The sequence below is a fragment of the Xanthomonas sp. NCPPB 1068 genome (assembly GCF_041479385.2).
Lineage (GTDB): Bacteria > Pseudomonadota > Gammaproteobacteria > Xanthomonadales > Xanthomonadaceae > Xanthomonas > Xanthomonas cannabis.
Genome location: NZ_CM192986.1, coordinates 1,032,418 through 1,050,875, shown reverse-complemented (window position 1 = coordinate 1,050,875; position 18,458 = coordinate 1,032,418). Strand labels below are relative to the sequence as shown.

Below are 18,458 nucleotides of genomic sequence, written 5' to 3'. Positions count from 1 at the left end.
GCGCGCGCCTGCCCTCTCCCCTCATCGACCGGAGCGCCGCATGCGTTTGACTGTCACTTCTCACGCACCTTCGCAGCGCCGACGCTTTTTGCGGCCCATCGCGCTGCTGTTTCTGGCCGCCTTGCCGCTGCTGCATAGCGGGCAGGCGCAGGCCGAAGGCAAGCTGCGCATCGCCAAGCAGTTCGGCATCGTCTATCTGCTGCTGGATGTGGCGCAGGACCAGAAGTTGATCGAGCAGCAGGGCAAGTCCGCCGGTGTCGACATCGACGTGCAGTTTCTGCAGCTCTCCGGTGGCGCAGCGGTCAACGATGCGTTGCTCACCGGGTCGATCGATATCGCCGGTGCCGGCGTGGGACCGTTGTTCACCATCTGGGACCGCACGCGCGGCCGGCAGAATGTGCGTGGGGTGGCCTCGCTGGGCAATTTTCCGTACTACCTGATCAGCAATAACCCGCGCATCAAGAGCATCGGCGATTTCACCCCGCAGGACCGTATTGCGGTGCCTGCCACCGGCGTGTCGGTGCAGTCGCGTTTTCTGCAGCATGCCTCGCAACAGCGCTGGGGCGACAAGGGCACCCATCAGCTCGATCCGCTGCAGGTGGCGTTGCCGCACCCGGATGCGGCGGCGGCGATCATCCGTGGCCGCACCGAAATCACCGCGCATTTCGCCAGTCCGCCGTTCCAGGAGCAGGAGCTGGCGCGCAACCCGGCCGCGCATATCGTGACCAGTTCCTACGACATCGAGGGCGGCCCCTCGTCGGCGACGGTGCTGTACGCCACCGAAAAATTCCGCCGCGACAATCCCAAGACCTATCGCGCCTTCGTCGCTGCACTGGACCAGGCAGCCAAGTTCGTCACCGCGCATCCGGATCAGGCGGCGGATATCTTCCTGCGCCGCAATGGCTCGGGGATCGACCGCGCGCTGGTGCTGCAGATCCTCAAGGACCCCAAGGTGCAGTTCACCGTGGCACCGCAGAACACGCTGGGGCTGGGCAAGTTCATGCAGCACAGCGGGGCGATCAAGCAGGCACCGGCCAAGGTCAGCGACTACTTCTTCGACGACCCGCTGGTTGCGGGCGGGAGCTGAGCGATGAGCACGCCCTTGCTGCAGGTCGATCATGTCAGCCTGGAATACGCCTCCGCCCAGCGGGTGGTGCGCGCCACCCATCGGGTGCGCTTCGATGTGCATGAAGCCGACCGTTTTGTGCTGCTGGGGCCATCGGGGTGCGGCAAATCCACCCTGCTCAAGGCGGTGGCCGGCTTCGTCGGCCCGCGCGAGGGGCAGATCCGTCTGGACGGACAGGCGGTGACCGGGCCGGGGCCGGATCGGGTGGTGGTGTTCCAGGAGTTCGATCAGCTGGCGCCCTGGAAGACCGTGCGCGACAACGTGATCTTCGGCCTGCGGGCGGCGCGCACGCTGTCGCGCGCCGAAGCACGCGAACGGGCGGACGAGAGTCTGGCCCAGGTCGGGCTGAGCGCGTTTGCCGAGGCCTACCCGCACACCTTGTCCGGCGGCATGAAGCAGCGCGTCGCCATTGCGCGCGCGCTGGCGATGCGCCCGCGCGTGTTGCTGATGGACGAGCCCTTCGCGGCACTGGATGCGCTGACGCGTTCGCGCATGCAGGAGCAGGTGCTGGAGCTCTGGGAACAATCGCGCTTCACGCTGCTGTTCGTCACTCATTCCATCGAAGAGGCGTTGGTGATCGGCAACCGTGTCCTGCTGCTGTCGCCGCACCCGGGCCGGGTGCGCGCCGAGCTCAACGCACATGCCTTCGGGCCGCATAGCGCCGGTAGCGTGGCGTTTCAGCAGACCGCGCAACGGATTCATCGCCTGCTGTTCGATCTGCCCGACGACACCCTGGACGACGACAAGGTGGCGCCATTGCGTCGCACTGCCCCGCTGCAGCGTGAGGCGCTGCCATGAGCCGCTCGCCCGCCACGGCGTTGCCGCCGATTCCACCGGTGCGCGCGGAATACGAATTGACGCTGCAGCCACTGGACCCGGCCCTGTTGACCGCCGCTGCGCCGATCCGATGGCAGGCACCCGCCTGGCTGCGCAAGGCCCTAGTGCTACTGGTCCTTGGAGCGGCCTGGGAGGTCGCCGCACGCGTGGTCGGCGACGATCTGATGCTGCCCAGCGCCGTGCAGACTGCGCGCGCGTTCTACGACGGCCTGCTGTCGGGCGAACTGCTGCGCCGGGTAGGCGCTTCGCTGCAGGTGCTGGCGCAGGGCTATCTGCTCGGCGTGGTGTCGGCGTTCCTGCTGACCGCCGTGGCCGCCTCCACCCGCTGGGGCCGCGACGTGCTCGGCACACTCACCGCCATGTTCAACCCGCTGCCGGCCATCGCGCTGTTGCCGCTGGCCCTGCTGTGGTTCGGGCTGGGCACCGGCAGCCTGGTGTTCGTGCTGGTGCACTCGGTGCTGTGGCCGCTGGCGCTGACCACCTACGCCGGCTTTCAGGCGGTGCCCGACACGCTGCGCATGGCCGGCCGCAACTACGGCTTGCGCGGCCCACGCTATGTGGCGCAGCTGCTGATCCCGGCGGCGCTGCCGGCCATCCTGTCCGGCCTGAAGATCGGCTGGGCGTTCGCCTGGCGCACCCTGATCGCCGCCGAGCTGGTGTTCGGCGCCACCTCCGGTCAGGGCGGGCTGGGCTGGTACATCTTCCAGAACCGCAACGAGCTTTACACCGACAAGGTGTTTGCCGGCCTGGCCATGGTGATCGTGCTGGGCCTGCTGGTGGAGGGCGTGGTGTTCCAGGCGATCGAGCGGCTCACCGTGCGGCGCTGGGGCATGCAGCGCTAGCGGCTCTGTCCCCGGCGGCGGCGAGGCGCAGCCGGGGCCCGATGCCTGACTGCGCTGCACGCGGCCAGCCTGAGCAGCCTTGGCCTGCTTGCCGGGCTCATCGGCACGGTCGCGTGCGCTTAACGGGTCTGGCTTATGCTGCCGGCCCCTTCGCTGCCGTCTGCCGTCATGCCCACCGCGTCGTTCACCGCCTATCTGTATCCGGTCCTGTTGCTGCTCGCCAGCAATGTGTTCATGACCTTCGCCTGGTACGGGCATCTGAAGTACAAGAGCACCCCGCTGATGATCGCGATCCTGGTCAGCTGGGGCATTGCGTTCTTCGAATATTGCCTGCAGGTGCCGGGCAACCGGTTGGGCAGCGCGGTGTATTCGGCGCCGCAGCTCAAGGGCATGCAGGAAGTGATCACGCTGCTGGTGTTCGCCGGGTTCTCGACGTTCTACCTGGGCCAGTCGCTGAAATGGAACCACTGGGCCGCATTCGGGCTGATCCTGGTGGCGGCGTTTCTGATGTTCAAGGAATAACGGCCCTTTGAGCGACCAACCCGCGCCTCGCCTGTAGGAGCGCACCAGGGCGCGACCTCGCAGCAGCGTCATGGGCGCGGCGCGATGGGCGTGTCGGGAAAGCCACGTCGCGCCCTGGTGCGCTCCTACGGCCTGGGCTGGCTAGTTCGCCGGTTCGGCCCATTGCGCGAACACTGCATCGATCTGCGCGTCCTTGACGCGCCTGCCCGCTTGCACAGCTTCGGCCTGCTCGAACATCGGCATGATCATCGCCATGCCATCGGGCCTGGTCTTCAGGTGCAGGCCCGGCGGTGTGTCCAGAAATCTGGCCCAGCGTGCACGCACCTTGGCCCAGTAATCCTGCGTGCCCTTCCAGTAGGCATAGGCCGGAGCGAAATCGACCTCGGTGGTCTTGCGGTAGTCGTTGAAGCCGAACTCGCGTGCGATCGCTTCCTGGCTGCCGTCGGGCTTGCGCAGCACCTTGGTGTTGAACTGTTCGTGCGTCCAGCCATTGGGCGTGAGGGTATGCCGGTTGATCACCGACAGCGCGTTGTAGTCGCTGCGCTTGGTGTACTCGCGGCGCGGCAACGGGCGCCAGCTCAAGTCACTGGTCCAGGTCGGGTGGCCATCGGCGTAGTCCCAGCGGCCGGTACCGCAGTAGCGTGGCGCATCGCTGACTTCGAACACACATTGGGTCCACGCACCGGTGGTCGTGGCGGCCGGCACCGCACGTACCTGCCAGGTCTGGTCCGCACTGAACTCGAACCGCTGTGGCGCCTGATAGACCCAGTCCTGCCGCCAGTGCTTGGTCACGTGCTTGGTCTTCTCGTCCACCAGCAGGTGCTGCAACACGATCTTGCGCGGGCTGTCCTCGACCACGATGACCACCTCGCTTGCACCGCTGCGCATCGCCGAGGCGCGCTCGTAGCCGGGCTTGAGCAACACGGTTTCGTCGAAGGCGAAATCCACCGCGTACTCGCCCTGCATCGCCAGGATGCTCTGGCGATCGCGCTCGGCATCTGTCGCTGCAGTGGCGACCACGGGTAACAGGCTCAGGGTCAGGGCAAGACAAGGGGGGACGAATCGACTCATCGGAACTCTCGGTGGTGAAGACGGGGATGTCAGCGGCGCAGGCGCAGCAGCGCAGCGGTCATGGCGATGGGATCGGCCCCGCGCGCGCCGGCCTGCGCCGCGCGCGACAAGGCAGCGCGCGCGCAGCAGCAATCGTCCACGGCCACGCGACCGTCGATGCCTTCTTCCCGCGCAAGCCGTGCGGCGACCTCCGCCCCCAACGCCGACACGGTCGCAAGGCTCGCCGCCAGGGGTTGCGCGCGCCCGCCGGCCGGGTGCAACCGCAGCGCGCTCAACCGCCAGCTCTCGCCGCGCATGCGTCCGGCCAGCCGCCGCCACAGGCGCTCGCCCACGCCCAGGCCCTGGGTGTCGTCCGGTACGGGCGGCAAGCGCGAAACCAGCCGGTCCCAACTCAGGAAGTCACTGTCCGGCAACAGGTACAACCGCCAGCAGCAGTGGCCGTCGGCATCGAAGAACCACACGCTCTCGCGCACGCCCTCGCTATCGACCTGTCGCAAGGCGGCCGCATCGACCGCGTGTTGCCAGCCATCGAGTTCATTGCCCAGCGCAGGGCGGTACAGGCACAGCACCGTGCCCAACGCCGACAACTGCGGCGGACGCGGCAGCGCCGCGGCGGTAGCGCGTGCATGCGACGACACCGGCGGTGTGCGGGCGATGGGCATGGCCGCTACCAGCTCACGGCCAGGCTGACTGCGGCGGTACGCCCGGCGCCGGTGAAGCGGTCCACCACCGTGCTGCCGGCCAGCGTGCCGTTGGGCAGTGCATTCCAGTCCACATAGCGGCGGTCGGCCAGATTGAAGAGGCCGGCGGTGAGCCTGGCGCCGGGTGCGAACTCCCAGTGCCCCATCAGGTCCAGCGTGGCGTAGCCGGCCGGGGTGTAATAGCTGGCCAACTGCGGGCGCCGCTTGCGCGCGACGAAGCTGCCGATCAGCTCTGCGCCCCAGCTGTCGCTGTCGAAGGCCACGCCGAGCGTGCCGCGCAGCGGATCCACCGAGTTGAGCGGCGTGTTGTCGGTCAGGTTGTCGCCTTCCGAATAGGCAACCGCGCTGTTCAACGACCAGCCCTGCCAGCCGGCCAGCACCCCGAGATCCAGGCCGCCGCGTGCCTCTGCGCCCTTGATCACCACATCGTCCACGTTGCGCGACTGGAACACCATGAAACCGTCGGCGTTGACCCCGGCTGGCGCATTGGACTCGATGAAATCGCGGTAATCGGTGTAGTACACCGCCAGGCCGAGATAACCGAGCGCGTCGTTGAAGCGCAGCCCCAGTTCACCACCGCGACTGGTTTCCGCTTTCAGGTCGGGGTTGGCGATGGCGGTATAGCGCCCCTGCAGATTGGTGAAGCCGATATTGACGTCGTTGTACGGCGGCGCGCGGAAGCCATGCGCGTAGTTGGCGTAAGCCGACCATGCGTCGGAGAACCGCCACACCGCGCCGAACTTGGGCGAGACCTGGGTTTGCTCGATGGTCGCGGCGGCAACGCCCGGATTGTCTTCGCGGAAGATGTCGTCCACCCGCGGCGACAGCCGGAAATAGTCCACGCGCACGCCCGGCGTCAGCGACAGTCGACCATCGAGCAGGCCGATTTCGTCCTGCGCATACAACCCGAGCTTGGTGGTTTCGCTGGTCGGGAAATCGCGTACCGGAAACACGTCCTGGCCTACCCGATTGGTGACTGCCCCATTGGCGAGGTTGACCGAATAGCCATCGCGCTTGGCACGCGTGTCGGTCCAGGTGCCGTCCAGGCCATAGGTGATTTCGTGGCGAAGCGTGCCGGTGTCGATGCCTTTGTGGGCGTTGACCAGCAGGCCGTAAACACGCTGATCGAAGGTGTGTTCGTTATGGCGGCGGGTGTTGTTGCCGCGTAACTCGTTGGTGCGCTGCAGGCTCTCGCTGTCCTGGCGATACACCTGCCACTGCAGATCGTCGGCCAGTGCGGAATCCAGCGCATCGATCTCGTGCCGCAGCGACACCCGCGCACGGGTCTGATGGTCGCGCCCCTCCTGCGACAGAATGCGCAGCGAGGCGCTTGGCGAGCGCGTGTCGATGCTGCTGAGCGCATCGATGCTGCCGTAGTCTTCGTTGCCTTCGACCGTGAGTTTGAAACGCTGTCGTGCGCTTGGCGCATACACCAGCTTGGTCAGCACGCTGCGTCCGTCGACCTGCTGCGGGTTGGCCGCAGTGCGGGTGAAATCGCGGCTGCGGATCTCGCCCTGGTTTTGCGCCTCCTGGCCCTGTCGGTGCGCAACGGCCACCATCCCGCTCCAGCGCTCGCCGCCGAAGGCGCCGGTGGCGCCGGCAAACAGCCCGTTCCAGTCGCCTTCGTAGCCGAACTTCAGGCCGACGTAGCTGGACGTATCGTCGCTCAGATAATCCGATGGATCCTTGGTGACGAAGGCCACCACACCACCCAGCGCATCGGACCCGTACAAGGCGCTGGCCGGCCCGCGCACCACTTCCACGCGCTTGAGCGTTTCCAGATCGACAAAGTTACGGTTGGCATTGAGATAGCTGCCAAACGCGAAGGTATCCGATACCGGCACGTTGTCGACCAGGATCGCCACGCGGTTACCGTCCAGGCCACGAACGCGGATGCCGCTGGCACCGGTGAAACGGCCGCTGTTGGTGGTGACCGACACACCGGGCGTATAGCGAAACAAGTCCTTGAGTTCGCGCACCAGTTGGTTGTCCAGCTGCTCGCGGTCGATCACGTCCACCGTGCCCGGCACGTCGACCAACGCCCGTTGGGTGCGCGTGGCGGTGACCTGCAGGCGGTCGAAATCGTGCACCTCACGCGCCGACTCGCCGCCGGCATCTGCGTCGACAGCATGGGCACACAACGGAACTGCAGGCAGCGCAAGCGACAGCGCGGCCACCAGCGGATGCAGGCGGATCATTCAAGAACCTTTGTGGGAGACCCCGGACCTTGCGCGCAGCGATACGCCGCGTGCGGCAGCCGAGGGAGAACGGAATGGCGGACGGCGGCGGCAGCGCCCGCAGCGGTGATGCCGCACCCGTCAGCGGGTGCGTTGGTGCAAATCGACAGCAGTAAAGCGCTGCTGTTGCAGCGGTGCCCTGGACACTAGCGCGAGGGCGCGCCTGTCCTGCCTTCAGCGTCGTACGGCCGCGCCCGCGTGGTGGGGGCGCAGCCGGGCGCGCTGCCAGGGTTACTTGGTGAGAATGAGCTTGTCGTTGCTGGTATGGCGCAGGCGATACACACGGTCGCCATGCTGGATCAGCACTTCGCGGCGGCCCTTGAGCAGCGCCTCGCTGCTGATGAGGTCTTCGGCAGGCACGGCACGCGGCGCGGCGCGGTCGCGCAGGTTGACCGGTTCGGAGCGGAGCAGCACGGGATGAGCGGTCATGATCTGGATCTCCAGTCGGTTGGCCAGACAAATAATAACCATTCTCATTTAATGATCAAGAGCCATTCTCATCTGAATGGCTGGATCTTTGCATCAACTCATAGTTATCAATTGACAAGATCAATCGATAGTGTCGCCACGCGTCAAAATGTGACTGCGTCCACCCGCTCCCATCCGGCTGCATCCATCTGCGCGAGCGTCTCCAGGGCGCCGAGGTTTTCTTCCAGCTGCGCGACCCGGCTGGCACCGAGGATGACGCTGGACACGTGCGGGTTGCGCAGGCACCAGGCGATGGCCAGCCGTGCCGGCGCGTGGCCCAGTTCGGCGGCCAGCGCGCAGAACGCGCGTGCGCGCTCGACACGGCGCGACTCCGCTGCCCCCAACACCTCTTCCTGCAACCAGGCGTTGCCGGGCTGGCCCAGACGACTGTCCGCGTCCACGCCCTGGTTGTATTTGCCGGTGAGCAGGCCCGAGGCCAGCGGCGACCAGATGGTGGTGCCCAGCCCGCGCTCGCACAGCGGCGCGTACTCGTGTTCCAGCCGCTGGCGATGCAGCAGGTTGTACTGCGGCTGCTCCATCGCCGGCGCATGCAGGTGCTCCTGCTCGGCGATGGCGATGGCCGCGTGCACCTGGTCGGCACTCCACTCGGAGGTGCCCCAATACAGCACCTTGCCCTGGCGGATCAGCGCGTCCATGGCGCGCACGGTTTCCTGGACCGGCGTGTCCGGGTCGGGCCGGTGGCAGAAATACAGATCCAGATAGTCCACGCGCAGGCGCTTGAGCGCGGCGTGGCAGGCATCGGTGACGTGCTTGCGCGACAGCCCGCGCTGGGTCGGGCGCGGGCTGTCCACCGCACCGAAGAACACCTTGCTCGACACGCAGTAGCCGTCGCGCGGCAGGCGCAGATCGGCGATCACATCGCCCATCACCTCTTCGGCGCGGCCGCGTGCATAGACCTCGGCGTTGTCGAAGAAATTGATGCCGTTGTCCCAGGCCGCAGCGATCAGGTTGCGCGCTTCGCCGCGCCCGATCTGCTTGCCGAAGGTGACCCAGGCCCCGAACGACAACGCCGACAGCTGCAGCCCGGTGGAACCCAGACGACGGTAAAGCATGGCGAACTCCTGCAACCTCCGGGGCACCTGCCCCGGACCGGCTTGCGCAGTTTACCGGGCCGGGGCTGTGCGCAAGCCTGCGACGGCCGTCTGAATGCCGCTCGCCTTGCCCGCCGACACCCCCTGCTCTAGGCTTCTCGTTTTGCCGTCAGCAGCCCCGGGGATTGGAATGGTCGAAGGTTTGGGAAGGATCGGTTTCGGCCTGTTCGGTCTGGCGGTGCTCATCGGCATCACCTGGCTGTTTTCGAGCAACCGCCGCGCGATCGACTGGAAGCTGGTTGGCACCGGCCTGCTGCTGCAGATCTCGTTCGCCTCGCTGGTGCTGCTGGTGCCGGGCGGACGCGATGTGTTCGATTCGCTGGGCAAGGGCTTTGTGAAGGTGCTGAGCTTCGTCAATGAAGGCTCCACCTTCATTTTCGGCAGCCTGATGAACATCGAAAGCTACGGCTTCATCTTCGCGTTCCAGGTGCTGCCCACCATCATCTTCTTCTCTGCGCTGATGGGCGTGCTCTACCACCTGGGCGTGATGCAGGTGGTGGTGCGGGCGATGGCATGGGCAATCACCAAGGTGATGCGTGTGTCCGGCGCGGAAACCACCAGCGTGTGCGCCAGCGTGTTCATCGGCCAGACCGAAGCCCCGCTGACGGTGCGCCCGTACATCCCCAAGATGACCCAGTCCGAACTGCTGACGATGATGATCGGCGGCATGGCGCATATCGCCGGCGGCGTACTGGCCGCCTACGTCGGCATGCTCGGCGGCAGCGACCCCGCGCAGCAGGCGTTCTATGCCAAGCATCTGCTCGCCGCCAGCATCATGGCCGCACCCGCCACCCTGGTGGTCGCCAAGCTGCTGGTGCCGGAAACCGGCACCCCGCTGACCCGCGGCACGGTCAAGATGGAAGTGGAAAAGACCACCAGCAACATCATCGACGCGGCGGCGGCCGGGGCCGGAGACGGTCTGCGCCTGGCACTGAACATCGGTGCGATGCTGTTGGCCTTCATCGCGCTGATCGCCTTGATCAACGCGCCGCTGACCTGGCTGGGCGAGGTCACCGGCGCGGCTGCCGCGCTGGGCCGGCCGACCAACCTGTCGACGATCTTCGGTTATGTGCTGGCACCGGTTGCCTGGGTGATCGGCACGCCCTGGGCGGACGCGACCACGGTCGGTTCGTTGATCGGCCAGAAGGTGGTGATCAACGAGTTCGTCGCCTACACCGAGTTGTCGCAGATCGTGAAGGGCCAGGTGGCCGGCGTGAGCCTGAGCGAAGAAGGCCGCCTGATTGCCACGTATGCCCTGTGCGGTTTTGCCAACTTCAGCTCGATCGCGATCCAGATCGGCGGCATTGGCGGGCTGGCGCCGGAACGTCGTCACGATCTGGCCAAATTCGGCCTGCGTGCGGTGCTCGGCGGTTCGATCGCCACCTTCATGACCGCTACCATTGCCGGGGTGCTCTCGCACTTCGGTTGAGGCGGCGCGGGTTCATCGGCGTCACGGTCTAATCGCTGCACGCCACGTTTCATTCAAGTCATTCAAGCAAGCAGGTATTTATGAGTTCGGTCGTCGTTGTCGGGTCTTTCAATGTCGATCACGTGTGGCGCTGCGACGTGTTGCCGGCGCCGGGTGCCACCATCGCCGGCCGCTACAGCACCGGGCCCGGTGGCAAGGGGTTCAACCAGGCGGTCGCGGCCGCGCGTGCCGGTGCCAGGACGCATTTCCTGTGCGCGCTGGGCGACGATGCCGGCGGCGCGCTGGCGCGCTCGCTGGCCGCACACGACGGCTTTGCGCTGATCGCCGAGCCCAGCAACGAGCCCACCGGCACCGGTGGCATCTATGTGGACGGTCACGGCCGCAACACCATCGTAATCGGTGCCGGCGCCAACTCGGTGCTGAGTGCAGCCTTTGTCGACAACCAGCGCGCGCTGGTGGCCTCGGCACGCGTGCTGCTGGCACAGCTGGAATCGCCGGCAGAAACCGTCGAATCGGCACTGGCGCTTGCACGCGAATGCGGCGTACTGACCGTGCTCAACGCCGCGCCCGCCAATGCGCCGACCTCGATCGGCCTGCTCAAGCTGTCGGACGTGCTGACCCCGAACGAGACCGAATTCGCCGCGCTGCTCGGCCGCCACGTCGGCGAGCGCATCAACGCCGACGATGTCGCGGCGCTGGATGGCAACACGCTGCACTCGCTGTGCCGCAAGTTGCTGCCGGGCGGGACCGTGGTGGTCACGCTGGGTGCGGTGGGCGCCTTCATTTCGCACGCCGACGAACAGCTGCGCGGCGACACTGCCGCGCATTATCGCGTGGGCGCCGAAAGCGCGCAGACGGTGGACACCACCGGTGCCGGCGACGCCTTCAACGGCGCGCTGGTCGCCTCGCTGGCGCAGTCGCCGGGGGCAAGCTTCATCACCCACGTGCGCTTTGCCACCCGCTACGCGGCGCGCTCCACCGAGGTGGAAGGCGCGGCGACCTCGATGCCACGGATGCTGCCTGACGTGGCTGTGTAAACCGCACGCGTCAAGCGATCAACAAAGGCGACTGCAGCGATGCGGTCGCCTTCTGCGTTCAGGGGTTTGGCGTGCACGTTGGAGACTGTTTTGCGCCGGGGACCGCAGGTTGAGACGTGGCTGCCGACGGGCGCTGCGAGCTCTGCTGGTGCAGGAACTTCGGTCGCCTTCGTCGGAAAGCGTCGGGTACAGGAATGAGGCGTGATGCTAGGGAATGAGGCGTGATGCAGCGTCGGGCGCCCGTACCCTCATCCGGCGCTGACGCGCCACCTTCTCCCGACGGGAGAAGGAAATAGAAGCTGCTCCCACTCCCAAGTGGAGAAGGAAAGAAGCTGCTCTTCTACCCACGAGGCGGAGAAGGAATAGAAGCCCCTCTCCCCGCGGGAGAGGGGTTGGGGTGAGGGTACGGCCAGCCAACAGGTTCGCCGCCCTCGTTCTATCTGGTCGCGCGCCCCACACAGCAATCGCGCAGGACCGAAGGCCGGAAGCGCTTTCCCGATTCCCGATTCCCCACCCAGCTACAATGCCCCCATGCAGATCGGCCCCTACTCCATCGCCCCCAAGGTGATTCTCGCGCCCATGGCCGGCGTCACCGACAAGCCGTTCCGCTTGCTGTGCAAGCGGCTTGGCGCCGGGCTGGCGGTGTCGGAGATGACCATTTCCGACTCACGCTTCTGGGGCACGCGTAAATCGCTGCACCGCATGGATCATGCCGGCGAACCGGACCCGATCAGCGTGCAGATCGCTGGCACCGAGCCGCAGCAACTGGCCGAGGCGGCGCGCTACAACGTGGACCACGGTGCGCAGCTGATCGACATCAACATGGGCTGCCCGGCCAAGAAGGTGTGCAATGCCTGGGCCGGCTCGGCATTGATGCGCGATGAGGCGCTCGTGGCGCGCATCCTGCGCGCGGTGGTGCAGGCGGTGGATGTGCCGGTGACCTTGAAGATCCGCACCGGCTGGGATTGCGACCATCGCAACGGCCCCACCATCGCCCGCATCGCGCAGGACTGTGGCATTGCCGCGCTCGCCGTGCACGGGCGTACCCGCGACCAGCATTACACCGGCAGCGCCGAGTACGCGACGATCGCGCAGATCAAGGCGGCGTTGCAGATCCCGGTGATCGCCAACGGCGATATCGATTCGCCGCAGAAGGCCGCGCAGGTGCTGCGTGAGACCGGTGCGGATGCAGTGATGATCGGGCGCGCGGCGCAGGGACGTCCGTGGATCTTTGGCGAAGTGGCGCATTTTCTGGCCACCGGCGAGGTGTTGCCGCCGCCATCGCTGGCCTTCGTGCGCGATACCCTACTCGGCCACCTGGAAGCCCTGCATGCGTTCTACGGCCAACCGCAGGGCGTGCGCATCGCGCGCAAGCACCTGGGTTGGTATGCCAAGGATCACCCGCAAAGCGCGGACTTCCGTGCGGTGGTCAATCGCGCCGAAACGCCGGAAGCGCAGTTGGCGCTGACGCGCAATTACTTCGACGCCTTGATCGCCGGCGTGCCGCCCGCATTGTCGGACGCTGCCTGAGTTTTTCTGCATTGCTGGAGCCGCACGCATGAGTGCACCAAGCGACACCCCGACCTATCTGCACGGATTTTCGGCCACCGAACAGGCGCGCCTGCTCAAACAGGCCCGGCTGCTGGAAACCACCCTGTTCAACGAGGTCGACTACAGCGGCGCGCGGCGCCTGCTGGAAGTGGGCAGCGGGGTCGGCGCGCAGACCGAGATCCTGCTGCGCCGGTTTCCCGACCTGCACGTCACCGGCGTGGACCTGAGCGAGGCGCAGCTGGGCGCGGCGCGGGCCAATCTTGAACGGTTGGCGTGGTGCCGCGAGCGCTACACGCTGCAGCAGGCCGATGCGGGCGACCTGCCGTTCGAGGCGCGCCAGTTCGATGCGGCCTTCCTGTGCTGGGTGCTCGAACACGTGCCCTCGCCGGCGCGCGTACTCAACGAAGTGCGGCGCGTATTGCTGCCCGGCGCGCCGGTCTACGTGACCGAGGTGATGAATGCCTCGTTCCTGCTGCACCCGTACTCGCCCAATCTGTGGCGCTACTGGATGGCGTTCAACGACTTCCAGCACGACCAGGGCGGCGACCCGTTCGTCGGTGCCAAGCTGGGCAACCTGCTGCTGGCCGGCGGCTTCCGCGATGTGCACACGCAGATCAAGACCCTGCATCTGGACAACCGCGAGCCCGGCCGGCGCAAGACCATGATCGGGTTCTGGGAAGAAGTGCTGCTGTCGGCGGCCGATCAGCTGCTGCAGGCCGGCGCCGTCGACGCAGACACCGTGGAGGGCATGCGCGGCGAACTGGCGCAGGTGCAAAGCGACCCGAATGCGGTGTTCTTCTACTCGTTCGTGCAGGCCCGCGCCACGGTCTATTGAGCGTTCGGAGCGGGTGCGGCGGCTGGCGTCCCGGCCGTGTCCAGGTCGCCGGTCAACGTCGTGCCGCTTGGCGCCTGCCAGATGCGGCGCCACATCTGCGCCAGCACCGCGCCGATCTGGTCGCGGGCCACCGGTGCGCGATACGCCGCCTGCACCTGCCGCGGCACGATTGGCTGCCACTGTCCGTCCTCGCGATGGGCCACGACGAAATTGAAGTTGTAGTCCGGCTCCAGGCCCATGCGCAGATCGCTGAGCATCAGGTCGTCATCGACCAGGCGTGCGCGCATGAAGCCGCGATTGAACCAAGTCAGCCTGCGTACCGAATCGAACCGGGCCACTTCGCCCAGTGCCTGGGTATTGCTGGAGAACCCGCGGAACTGCATCGGGCCGCTGTCGGCCACCAGCGAACGTTCGCCGATCACATAACCGCCGGGCGTCATCGCCACCACGCGCCACAGCAAGGTGTTGAACGGCATGGGCACCGAGAAGCGTGGCGCGTCGGCCAGCCCCATCGCCGCCAGCGCGCGATCGGCCTGCTGGTCGACCAGGTGTTTGGCCATCAGCGACCAGCCCAGGTACGCGCTGCTCGCCACCAGCCCGATCACCAGCGCGCGCTGCGCAAGTGGGCGCGCACGCGCGAACCAGGCCACCGCACAGGCCAGCAACAGCCACAGCGTGTACGCCGGGTCGATGATGAAGACGCTCGACCACATGGCCGGATGCGGCTGCAGCGGCCACCACAGCTGGGTGCCGTAGACGGTAAAGGCATCCAGCAGCGGATGGGTGATCAGCGCCAGCTGGATCGCCCAGAACCAGCGCGTGGGTGCACTGGCCACGCGCCCGTTGCCGTAGCGCCGGAACAGCCACCAGATCAGCCAGCCCACCAACGGCAGCACGAACAACGAATGGCTGGCGCTGCGGTGCACGGTCATCAGGGTGACCGGGTCGTCGGTCAGCGGCAGCAACGCCAGCGAGTCGAGGTCGGGCAAGGTGCCCAGTGCCGCGCCGGCCAACAAGGCAGCGCGCCGCTGTCCGGGCGGCGCGATGGCAGCGGCGATGGCGCCGCCAAGAACGATCTGGGTCAATGAATCCATCGGCCGATGCTAGCAGGCCCGACATGCACGCATGGGAATATCCACCGCCAGGTTTCGTCGGCGCGGGGCTGTGGATGCGCCGGCTCCTGCGCCGGACGCGCCGCGCCCACCGACATCGGCTTAACCCCACGGCATCGCGTTCAGGCGCACAATGCAACCGACACACGGGGCGTGTATCATCCGCACCCATCTTTTCATCCGAATTAAGGGATATAAGCCTGATGTCCAGCTACCTGTTCACCTCCGAATCGGTCTCCGAAGGCCATCCGGACAAGATCGCCGACCAGATCTCCGACGCCGTGCTGGATGCCATCCTGGCCCAGGACAAGCGTGCCCGCGTGGCGTGCGAGACGCTGGTCAAGACAGGCGTTGCGATCGTCGCCGGCGAAGTGACCACCAGCGCCTGGATCGATCTGGAAGCGCTGACCCGCAAGGTGATCCTGGACATCGGCTACAACAGCTCCGACGTCGGCTTCGACGGCGAGACCTGTGGCGTGCTCAACCTGATCGGCAAGCAGTCGCCGGACATCAACCAGGGCGTGGACCGCAAGAAGCCCGAAGAACAGGGTGCCGGCGACCAGGGCCTGATGTTCGGCTATGCCACCAACGAAACCGACAGCTTCATGCCGGCGGCCATCCACCTGTCGCACCGCCTGGTCGAGCAGCAGGCCAAGATCCGCAAGAAGAAGAACTCGGCGCTGGCCTGGCTGCGTCCGGATGCCAAGTCGCAGGTCACCCTGCGCTATGAAGACGGCGCGGCGACCGCGATCGATGCGGTGGTGCTGTCGACCCAGCACGACCCGGGCATCAAGCAGAAGGACCTGATCGAAGCCGTGCGCGAGGAAATCCTCAAGCCGGTGCTGCCGGCCAAGTGGCTTCACAAGGGCACCAAATTCCACATCAACCCGACCGGCAAGTTCGTGATCGGCGGCCCGGTGGGCGACTGCGGCCTGACCGGTCGCAAGATCATCGTCGACACCTACGGCGGCTGGGCCCGTCACGGCGGCGGCGCGTTCTCGGGCAAGGATCCGTCCAAGGTCGACCGTTCGGCTGCCTATGCGGCGCGCTACGTGGCCAAGAACGTGGTGGCCGCGGGTCTGGCCGACCGTTGCGAAGTGCAGGTTTCCTACGCCATCGGCGTGGCCGAGCCGACCTCGATTTCGGTCACCACCTTCGGCACCGGCAAGATCGCCGACGAGCAGATCGAGAAGCTGATCCGCAAGCATTTCGACCTGCGTCCGTTCGGCATCATCCAGATGCTCGACCTGATCCACCCGATGTACCAGCAGACCGCCTCTTACGGCCACTTCGGCCGCAAGCCGAAGGACTTCACCTACACCGACGGTGCCGGCGTGCAGCATTCCGCCACCTCGTTCTCGTGGGAAAAGACCGACCGCGCCGACGCCCTGCGTGCCGACGCCAAGCTGAAATAATCACGCCGCTCCTGCGGGAGCGGGCGCGATGCGTGACGACCGGGCCGCTAATGCGGCCCGGTTGCGTTTTGGGGGTCTGTCGGTGGGTTGCCCAACTGCAGGAAGTGGCAGGTTGCGAAGGCGTCGGCTTATGGCAGACCCGCACGCGGACGGGCGTGACGAGATGGAGCCCCTCTCCCCGCGGGGCGAGAAGGCACGGCTTACGCGCCACCGGCGCGTGTGCCTTGGAGCGCCCGCGCCGCAAGCGCGGGCCGGGGCGCAGAGAGGGGTTGGGGTGAGGGTACGGGGGCGAAGCCACTCTCTGCCGAATAGCACGTGGCTGCGCACGTACCCTTATCGCCCCTGCGGGGCACCTTGTCCCCCATGAAAGAGGACACTGTGCGCGGGAAGAAGGGACAACGACGTCAACCGCTGCTCAAGCCCCTCTCCTGCGGGAGAGGGGTCGGGGTGAGGGTACGGTCGAAGTCACATGCCATGCAAACTATCGCAGGACAGTTGTCGCGAACCTTTCCGCTACTGATCGAGCTGCAACTGCTGCTGCAGCGCCGTAGCAAAATCTGCCAATGGGCAGGCCATGCGTTGCTCCGGAGCGCACAAGCCCAGCGACAGTTCCTGCTGCAGCGGCGGGTGGGCCAGATCCAGCGGCGCGAGCGTGCGCAGTTGATCCAGCGATTGCGCCAGGTAACGTGCGCGTACCACCTGGGTGCCGTCTGGCGCACGCCACAGGCCGAGCAGCAACGCGCCGCCCGGTGGCGGGTCGTCGGCGCCGTAGCCGGGCAAGTGGAAGTGCACGCCCAGCAGGCTGCTCAGCGCGGCGATGTGCGTGTCGCTGCCGACGAACAGCGACACCTTCGGCGCCTGCGCATTTCCGAACCGTTGCAGCACCGCGCGCGCCAACGGGGCGCCCGAACGCTGCGCCATGTAGTGCGGGCGTGCATAGAGATCGAACAGCAGTGCATGCAATCGCGACACCTGTGCCAGACGCTCGGGCGTGGCGCGGCCCCAGCCGACCTGCGCCAACGGCAGGCCATCCGCATACTGCAGCAACAGCACTTCGCCGGTGCCGGAGGTCAGGTCGATCGGCCCGCCCAGGGCCAGGCCTCGCCCATTGGCCGAGGGCGCCAGCGTGGAGGGCATGCGCGCAAAATCGCAGGGCGTGCGGCGGCAGCCCAGAATCTGCTGCATCGCCTGCAGTTCGGCCGCATGGCCTACCAGCAAGGCGGCCGGCCCGCCAGTCTGCCGCTGGATCGATGCCACGGCAGCGGCCGCGTCGAATGCCACCGCGCCGGCTTCGATCGGCCGGAACAGCGGGTCGTCGCTGCCTGCCTCGCGGTGGCCGGCGACCAGGCCGCAGCCGGGTGCCAGTGCGTCGGCCAGCAGCGCGCCGCTGTCGATGGTGCGTTGATCGGTGTTGGCCCAGACCGACACGCTGCCCGGCGACGGGCAGCCGGCGTGCGGCAGCAGCCCCTGCGCCGCCAGCCACTGACGCAGATACTCCCCGCTCAAGCGCACTGCCGTGCGACCCCGCGGGGTCAGCAGGCTGGCCGGGGTGGACCACTGCGGCCAGGGCTGGTCGGCATAGCGTGCCGCCGCTGCTTCGCCCTGTAGCGGCGCACGCACGCCGTGCCGGAAGATCACCACCACGCGCTCGAGGTGGGCCGTGGCTGTAGCGGGTGATGGTCCCGCTGCGGCGGCGCTGCCTTGCGTGCGCGCATCCGACAACGGCAGCGGTGCATGCGGTTCCGATGCTGCGCAGCCGCTCAACAACGTGGCGGCCAACGACGTCCACAGCGCGCTTGCGGCGAACATCGATGGCATACCGATACGCGGCATGCGCGCGTCATGCGTTGCGCTGCTTGCCGGCGGCGCAGGGTGCCCCGTGGAGTGCGGCGGGCGCCACGCGATCCCCATCGCATCGCGCCCGCTGCATCGATCCGCTGCGGACCGCGGCAATTCCCGCTTGCCGGCGAACGCCCCCTGCGGCCCGGCACCCTGCCCTACATCACCGACTTCGCGCGCGGCGATCCTGCTGCGGCGGCGCCTGTCGACGACGGCAGCCCATATCGTCTGCATGTCCTCTGAGCAGCTTCGTAAGCGGTGAAGCAGCCAACAACGAGCGTACATTCCGTCATCCAGAGCACAGCCGGGCTGCAACACCGTCGG

Annotated in this window: 16 protein-coding genes; 9 read left to right on the top strand and 7 right to left on the bottom strand. The window is 66.9% G+C overall.

Annotation, left to right across the window (positions count from 1 at the left end):
- Positions 1–40 precede the first annotated feature (40 nt).
- The 4 genes from ACCQ12_RS04350 (at position 41) to ACCQ12_RS04335 (ending at position 3,327) form a co-directional block, all read left to right on the top strand.
- Entirely contained in the window at positions 41–1,087 is a 1,047-nt protein-coding gene (locus ACCQ12_RS04350) for an ABC transporter substrate-binding protein (protein WP_372383037.1), read from the top strand.
- Positions 1,088–1,090: 3 nt separating this feature from the next.
- Positions 1,091–1,924, top strand: a complete 834-nt coding sequence (locus ACCQ12_RS04345) for an ABC transporter ATP-binding protein (RefSeq protein ID WP_372383036.1) — start codon at positions 1,091–1,093, stop codon at positions 1,922–1,924.
- Positions 1,921–2,805, top strand: coding sequence for an ABC transporter permease (locus ACCQ12_RS04340; RefSeq protein ID WP_166750258.1), 885 nt, complete (start codon positions 1,921–1,923; stop codon positions 2,803–2,805). Before ACCQ12_RS04345 ends, ACCQ12_RS04340 begins: the two co-directional genes overlap by 4 nt.
- A 168-nt stretch (positions 2,806–2,973) precedes the next feature.
- A complete protein-coding gene (locus tag ACCQ12_RS04335; RefSeq protein ID WP_039408585.1) occupies positions 2,974–3,327 on the top strand; it encodes a DMT family protein in 354 nt (117 codons plus the stop codon).
- A 141-nt stretch (positions 3,328–3,468) separates the two neighbouring features.
- Here the strand turns inward: ACCQ12_RS04335 and ACCQ12_RS04330 are convergent, their stop codons facing one another.
- The 5 genes from ACCQ12_RS04330 to ACCQ12_RS04310 all read right to left on the bottom strand — a co-directional run bounded on the left by ACCQ12_RS04330 (position 3,469) and on the right by ACCQ12_RS04310 (position 8,877).
- Entirely contained in the window at positions 3,469–4,398 is a 930-nt protein-coding gene (locus ACCQ12_RS04330; protein WP_372383035.1) for a DUF6607 family protein, read from the bottom strand.
- A 29-nt stretch (positions 4,399–4,427) separates the two neighbouring features.
- Entirely contained in the window at positions 4,428–5,060 is a 633-nt protein-coding gene (locus tag ACCQ12_RS04325; protein WP_372383034.1) for a Hemin transport protein, read from the bottom strand.
- Between the two features lie 5 nt (positions 5,061–5,065).
- On the bottom strand, positions 5,066–7,297 hold the full coding sequence (locus ACCQ12_RS04320) for a TonB-dependent hemoglobin/transferrin/lactoferrin family receptor (RefSeq protein ID WP_372383033.1): 2,232 nt from the start codon (positions 7,295–7,297) through the stop codon (positions 5,066–5,068).
- Positions 7,298–7,567: 270 nt separating this feature from the next.
- Positions 7,568–7,807, bottom strand: coding sequence for a hemin uptake protein HemP (gene hemP / locus ACCQ12_RS04315; protein WP_024938306.1), 240 nt, complete (start codon positions 7,805–7,807; stop codon positions 7,568–7,570).
- 101 nt (positions 7,808–7,908) lie between these two features.
- Positions 7,909–8,877, bottom strand: coding sequence for a potassium channel beta subunit family protein (locus ACCQ12_RS04310; protein WP_372383032.1), 969 nt, complete (start codon positions 8,875–8,877; stop codon positions 7,909–7,911).
- 169 nt (positions 8,878–9,046) lie between these two features.
- Between ACCQ12_RS04310 and ACCQ12_RS04305 the strand changes: the two genes are divergently transcribed.
- The 4 genes from ACCQ12_RS04305 to ACCQ12_RS04290 all read left to right on the top strand — a co-directional run bounded on the left by ACCQ12_RS04305 (position 9,047) and on the right by ACCQ12_RS04290 (position 13,768).
- Entirely contained in the window at positions 9,047–10,345 is a 1,299-nt protein-coding gene (locus ACCQ12_RS04305; protein WP_039408521.1) for a NupC/NupG family nucleoside CNT transporter, read from the top strand.
- 80 nt (positions 10,346–10,425) lie between these two features.
- Positions 10,426–11,382: a ribokinase gene (locus tag ACCQ12_RS04300; RefSeq protein ID WP_039565492.1), complete on the top strand. Its 957-nt coding sequence runs from the start codon at positions 10,426–10,428 to the stop codon at positions 11,380–11,382.
- Positions 11,383–11,913: 531 nt separating this feature from the next.
- Positions 11,914–12,912 (top strand): tRNA dihydrouridine synthase DusB, encoded by a 999-nt coding sequence (gene dusB / locus ACCQ12_RS04295; RefSeq protein ID WP_372383031.1) that lies wholly within the window; start codon positions 11,914–11,916, stop codon positions 12,910–12,912.
- Between the two features lie 28 nt (positions 12,913–12,940).
- Positions 12,941–13,768, top strand: a complete 828-nt coding sequence (locus tag ACCQ12_RS04290; protein WP_047694402.1) for a class I SAM-dependent methyltransferase — start codon at positions 12,941–12,943, stop codon at positions 13,766–13,768.
- Here ACCQ12_RS04290 and ACCQ12_RS04285 read toward each other — a convergent pair.
- Complete coding sequence (locus tag ACCQ12_RS04285) at positions 13,762–14,862, bottom strand: metal-dependent hydrolase (protein ID WP_372383030.1); 1,101 nt, start codon at positions 14,860–14,862, stop codon at positions 13,762–13,764. The two genes, ACCQ12_RS04290 and ACCQ12_RS04285, sit on opposite strands and share 7 nt — an antisense overlap.
- A 221-nt stretch (positions 14,863–15,083) precedes the next feature.
- Between ACCQ12_RS04285 and metK the strand changes: the two genes are divergently transcribed.
- Positions 15,084–16,295: a methionine adenosyltransferase gene (metK, locus tag ACCQ12_RS04280; protein WP_047694400.1), complete on the top strand. Its 1,212-nt coding sequence runs from the start codon at positions 15,084–15,086 to the stop codon at positions 16,293–16,295.
- Between the two features lie 513 nt (positions 16,296–16,808).
- On the opposite strand, the gene ACCQ12_RS04275 is transcribed toward metK, so the two are convergent.
- The gene (locus tag ACCQ12_RS04275; RefSeq protein ID WP_372383029.1) at positions 16,809–18,206 is read right to left on the bottom strand and encodes a histidine-type phosphatase; all 1,398 of its coding nucleotides are present in this window, start codon (positions 18,204–18,206) and stop codon (positions 16,809–16,811) included.
- Positions 18,207–18,458 lie beyond the last annotated feature (252 nt).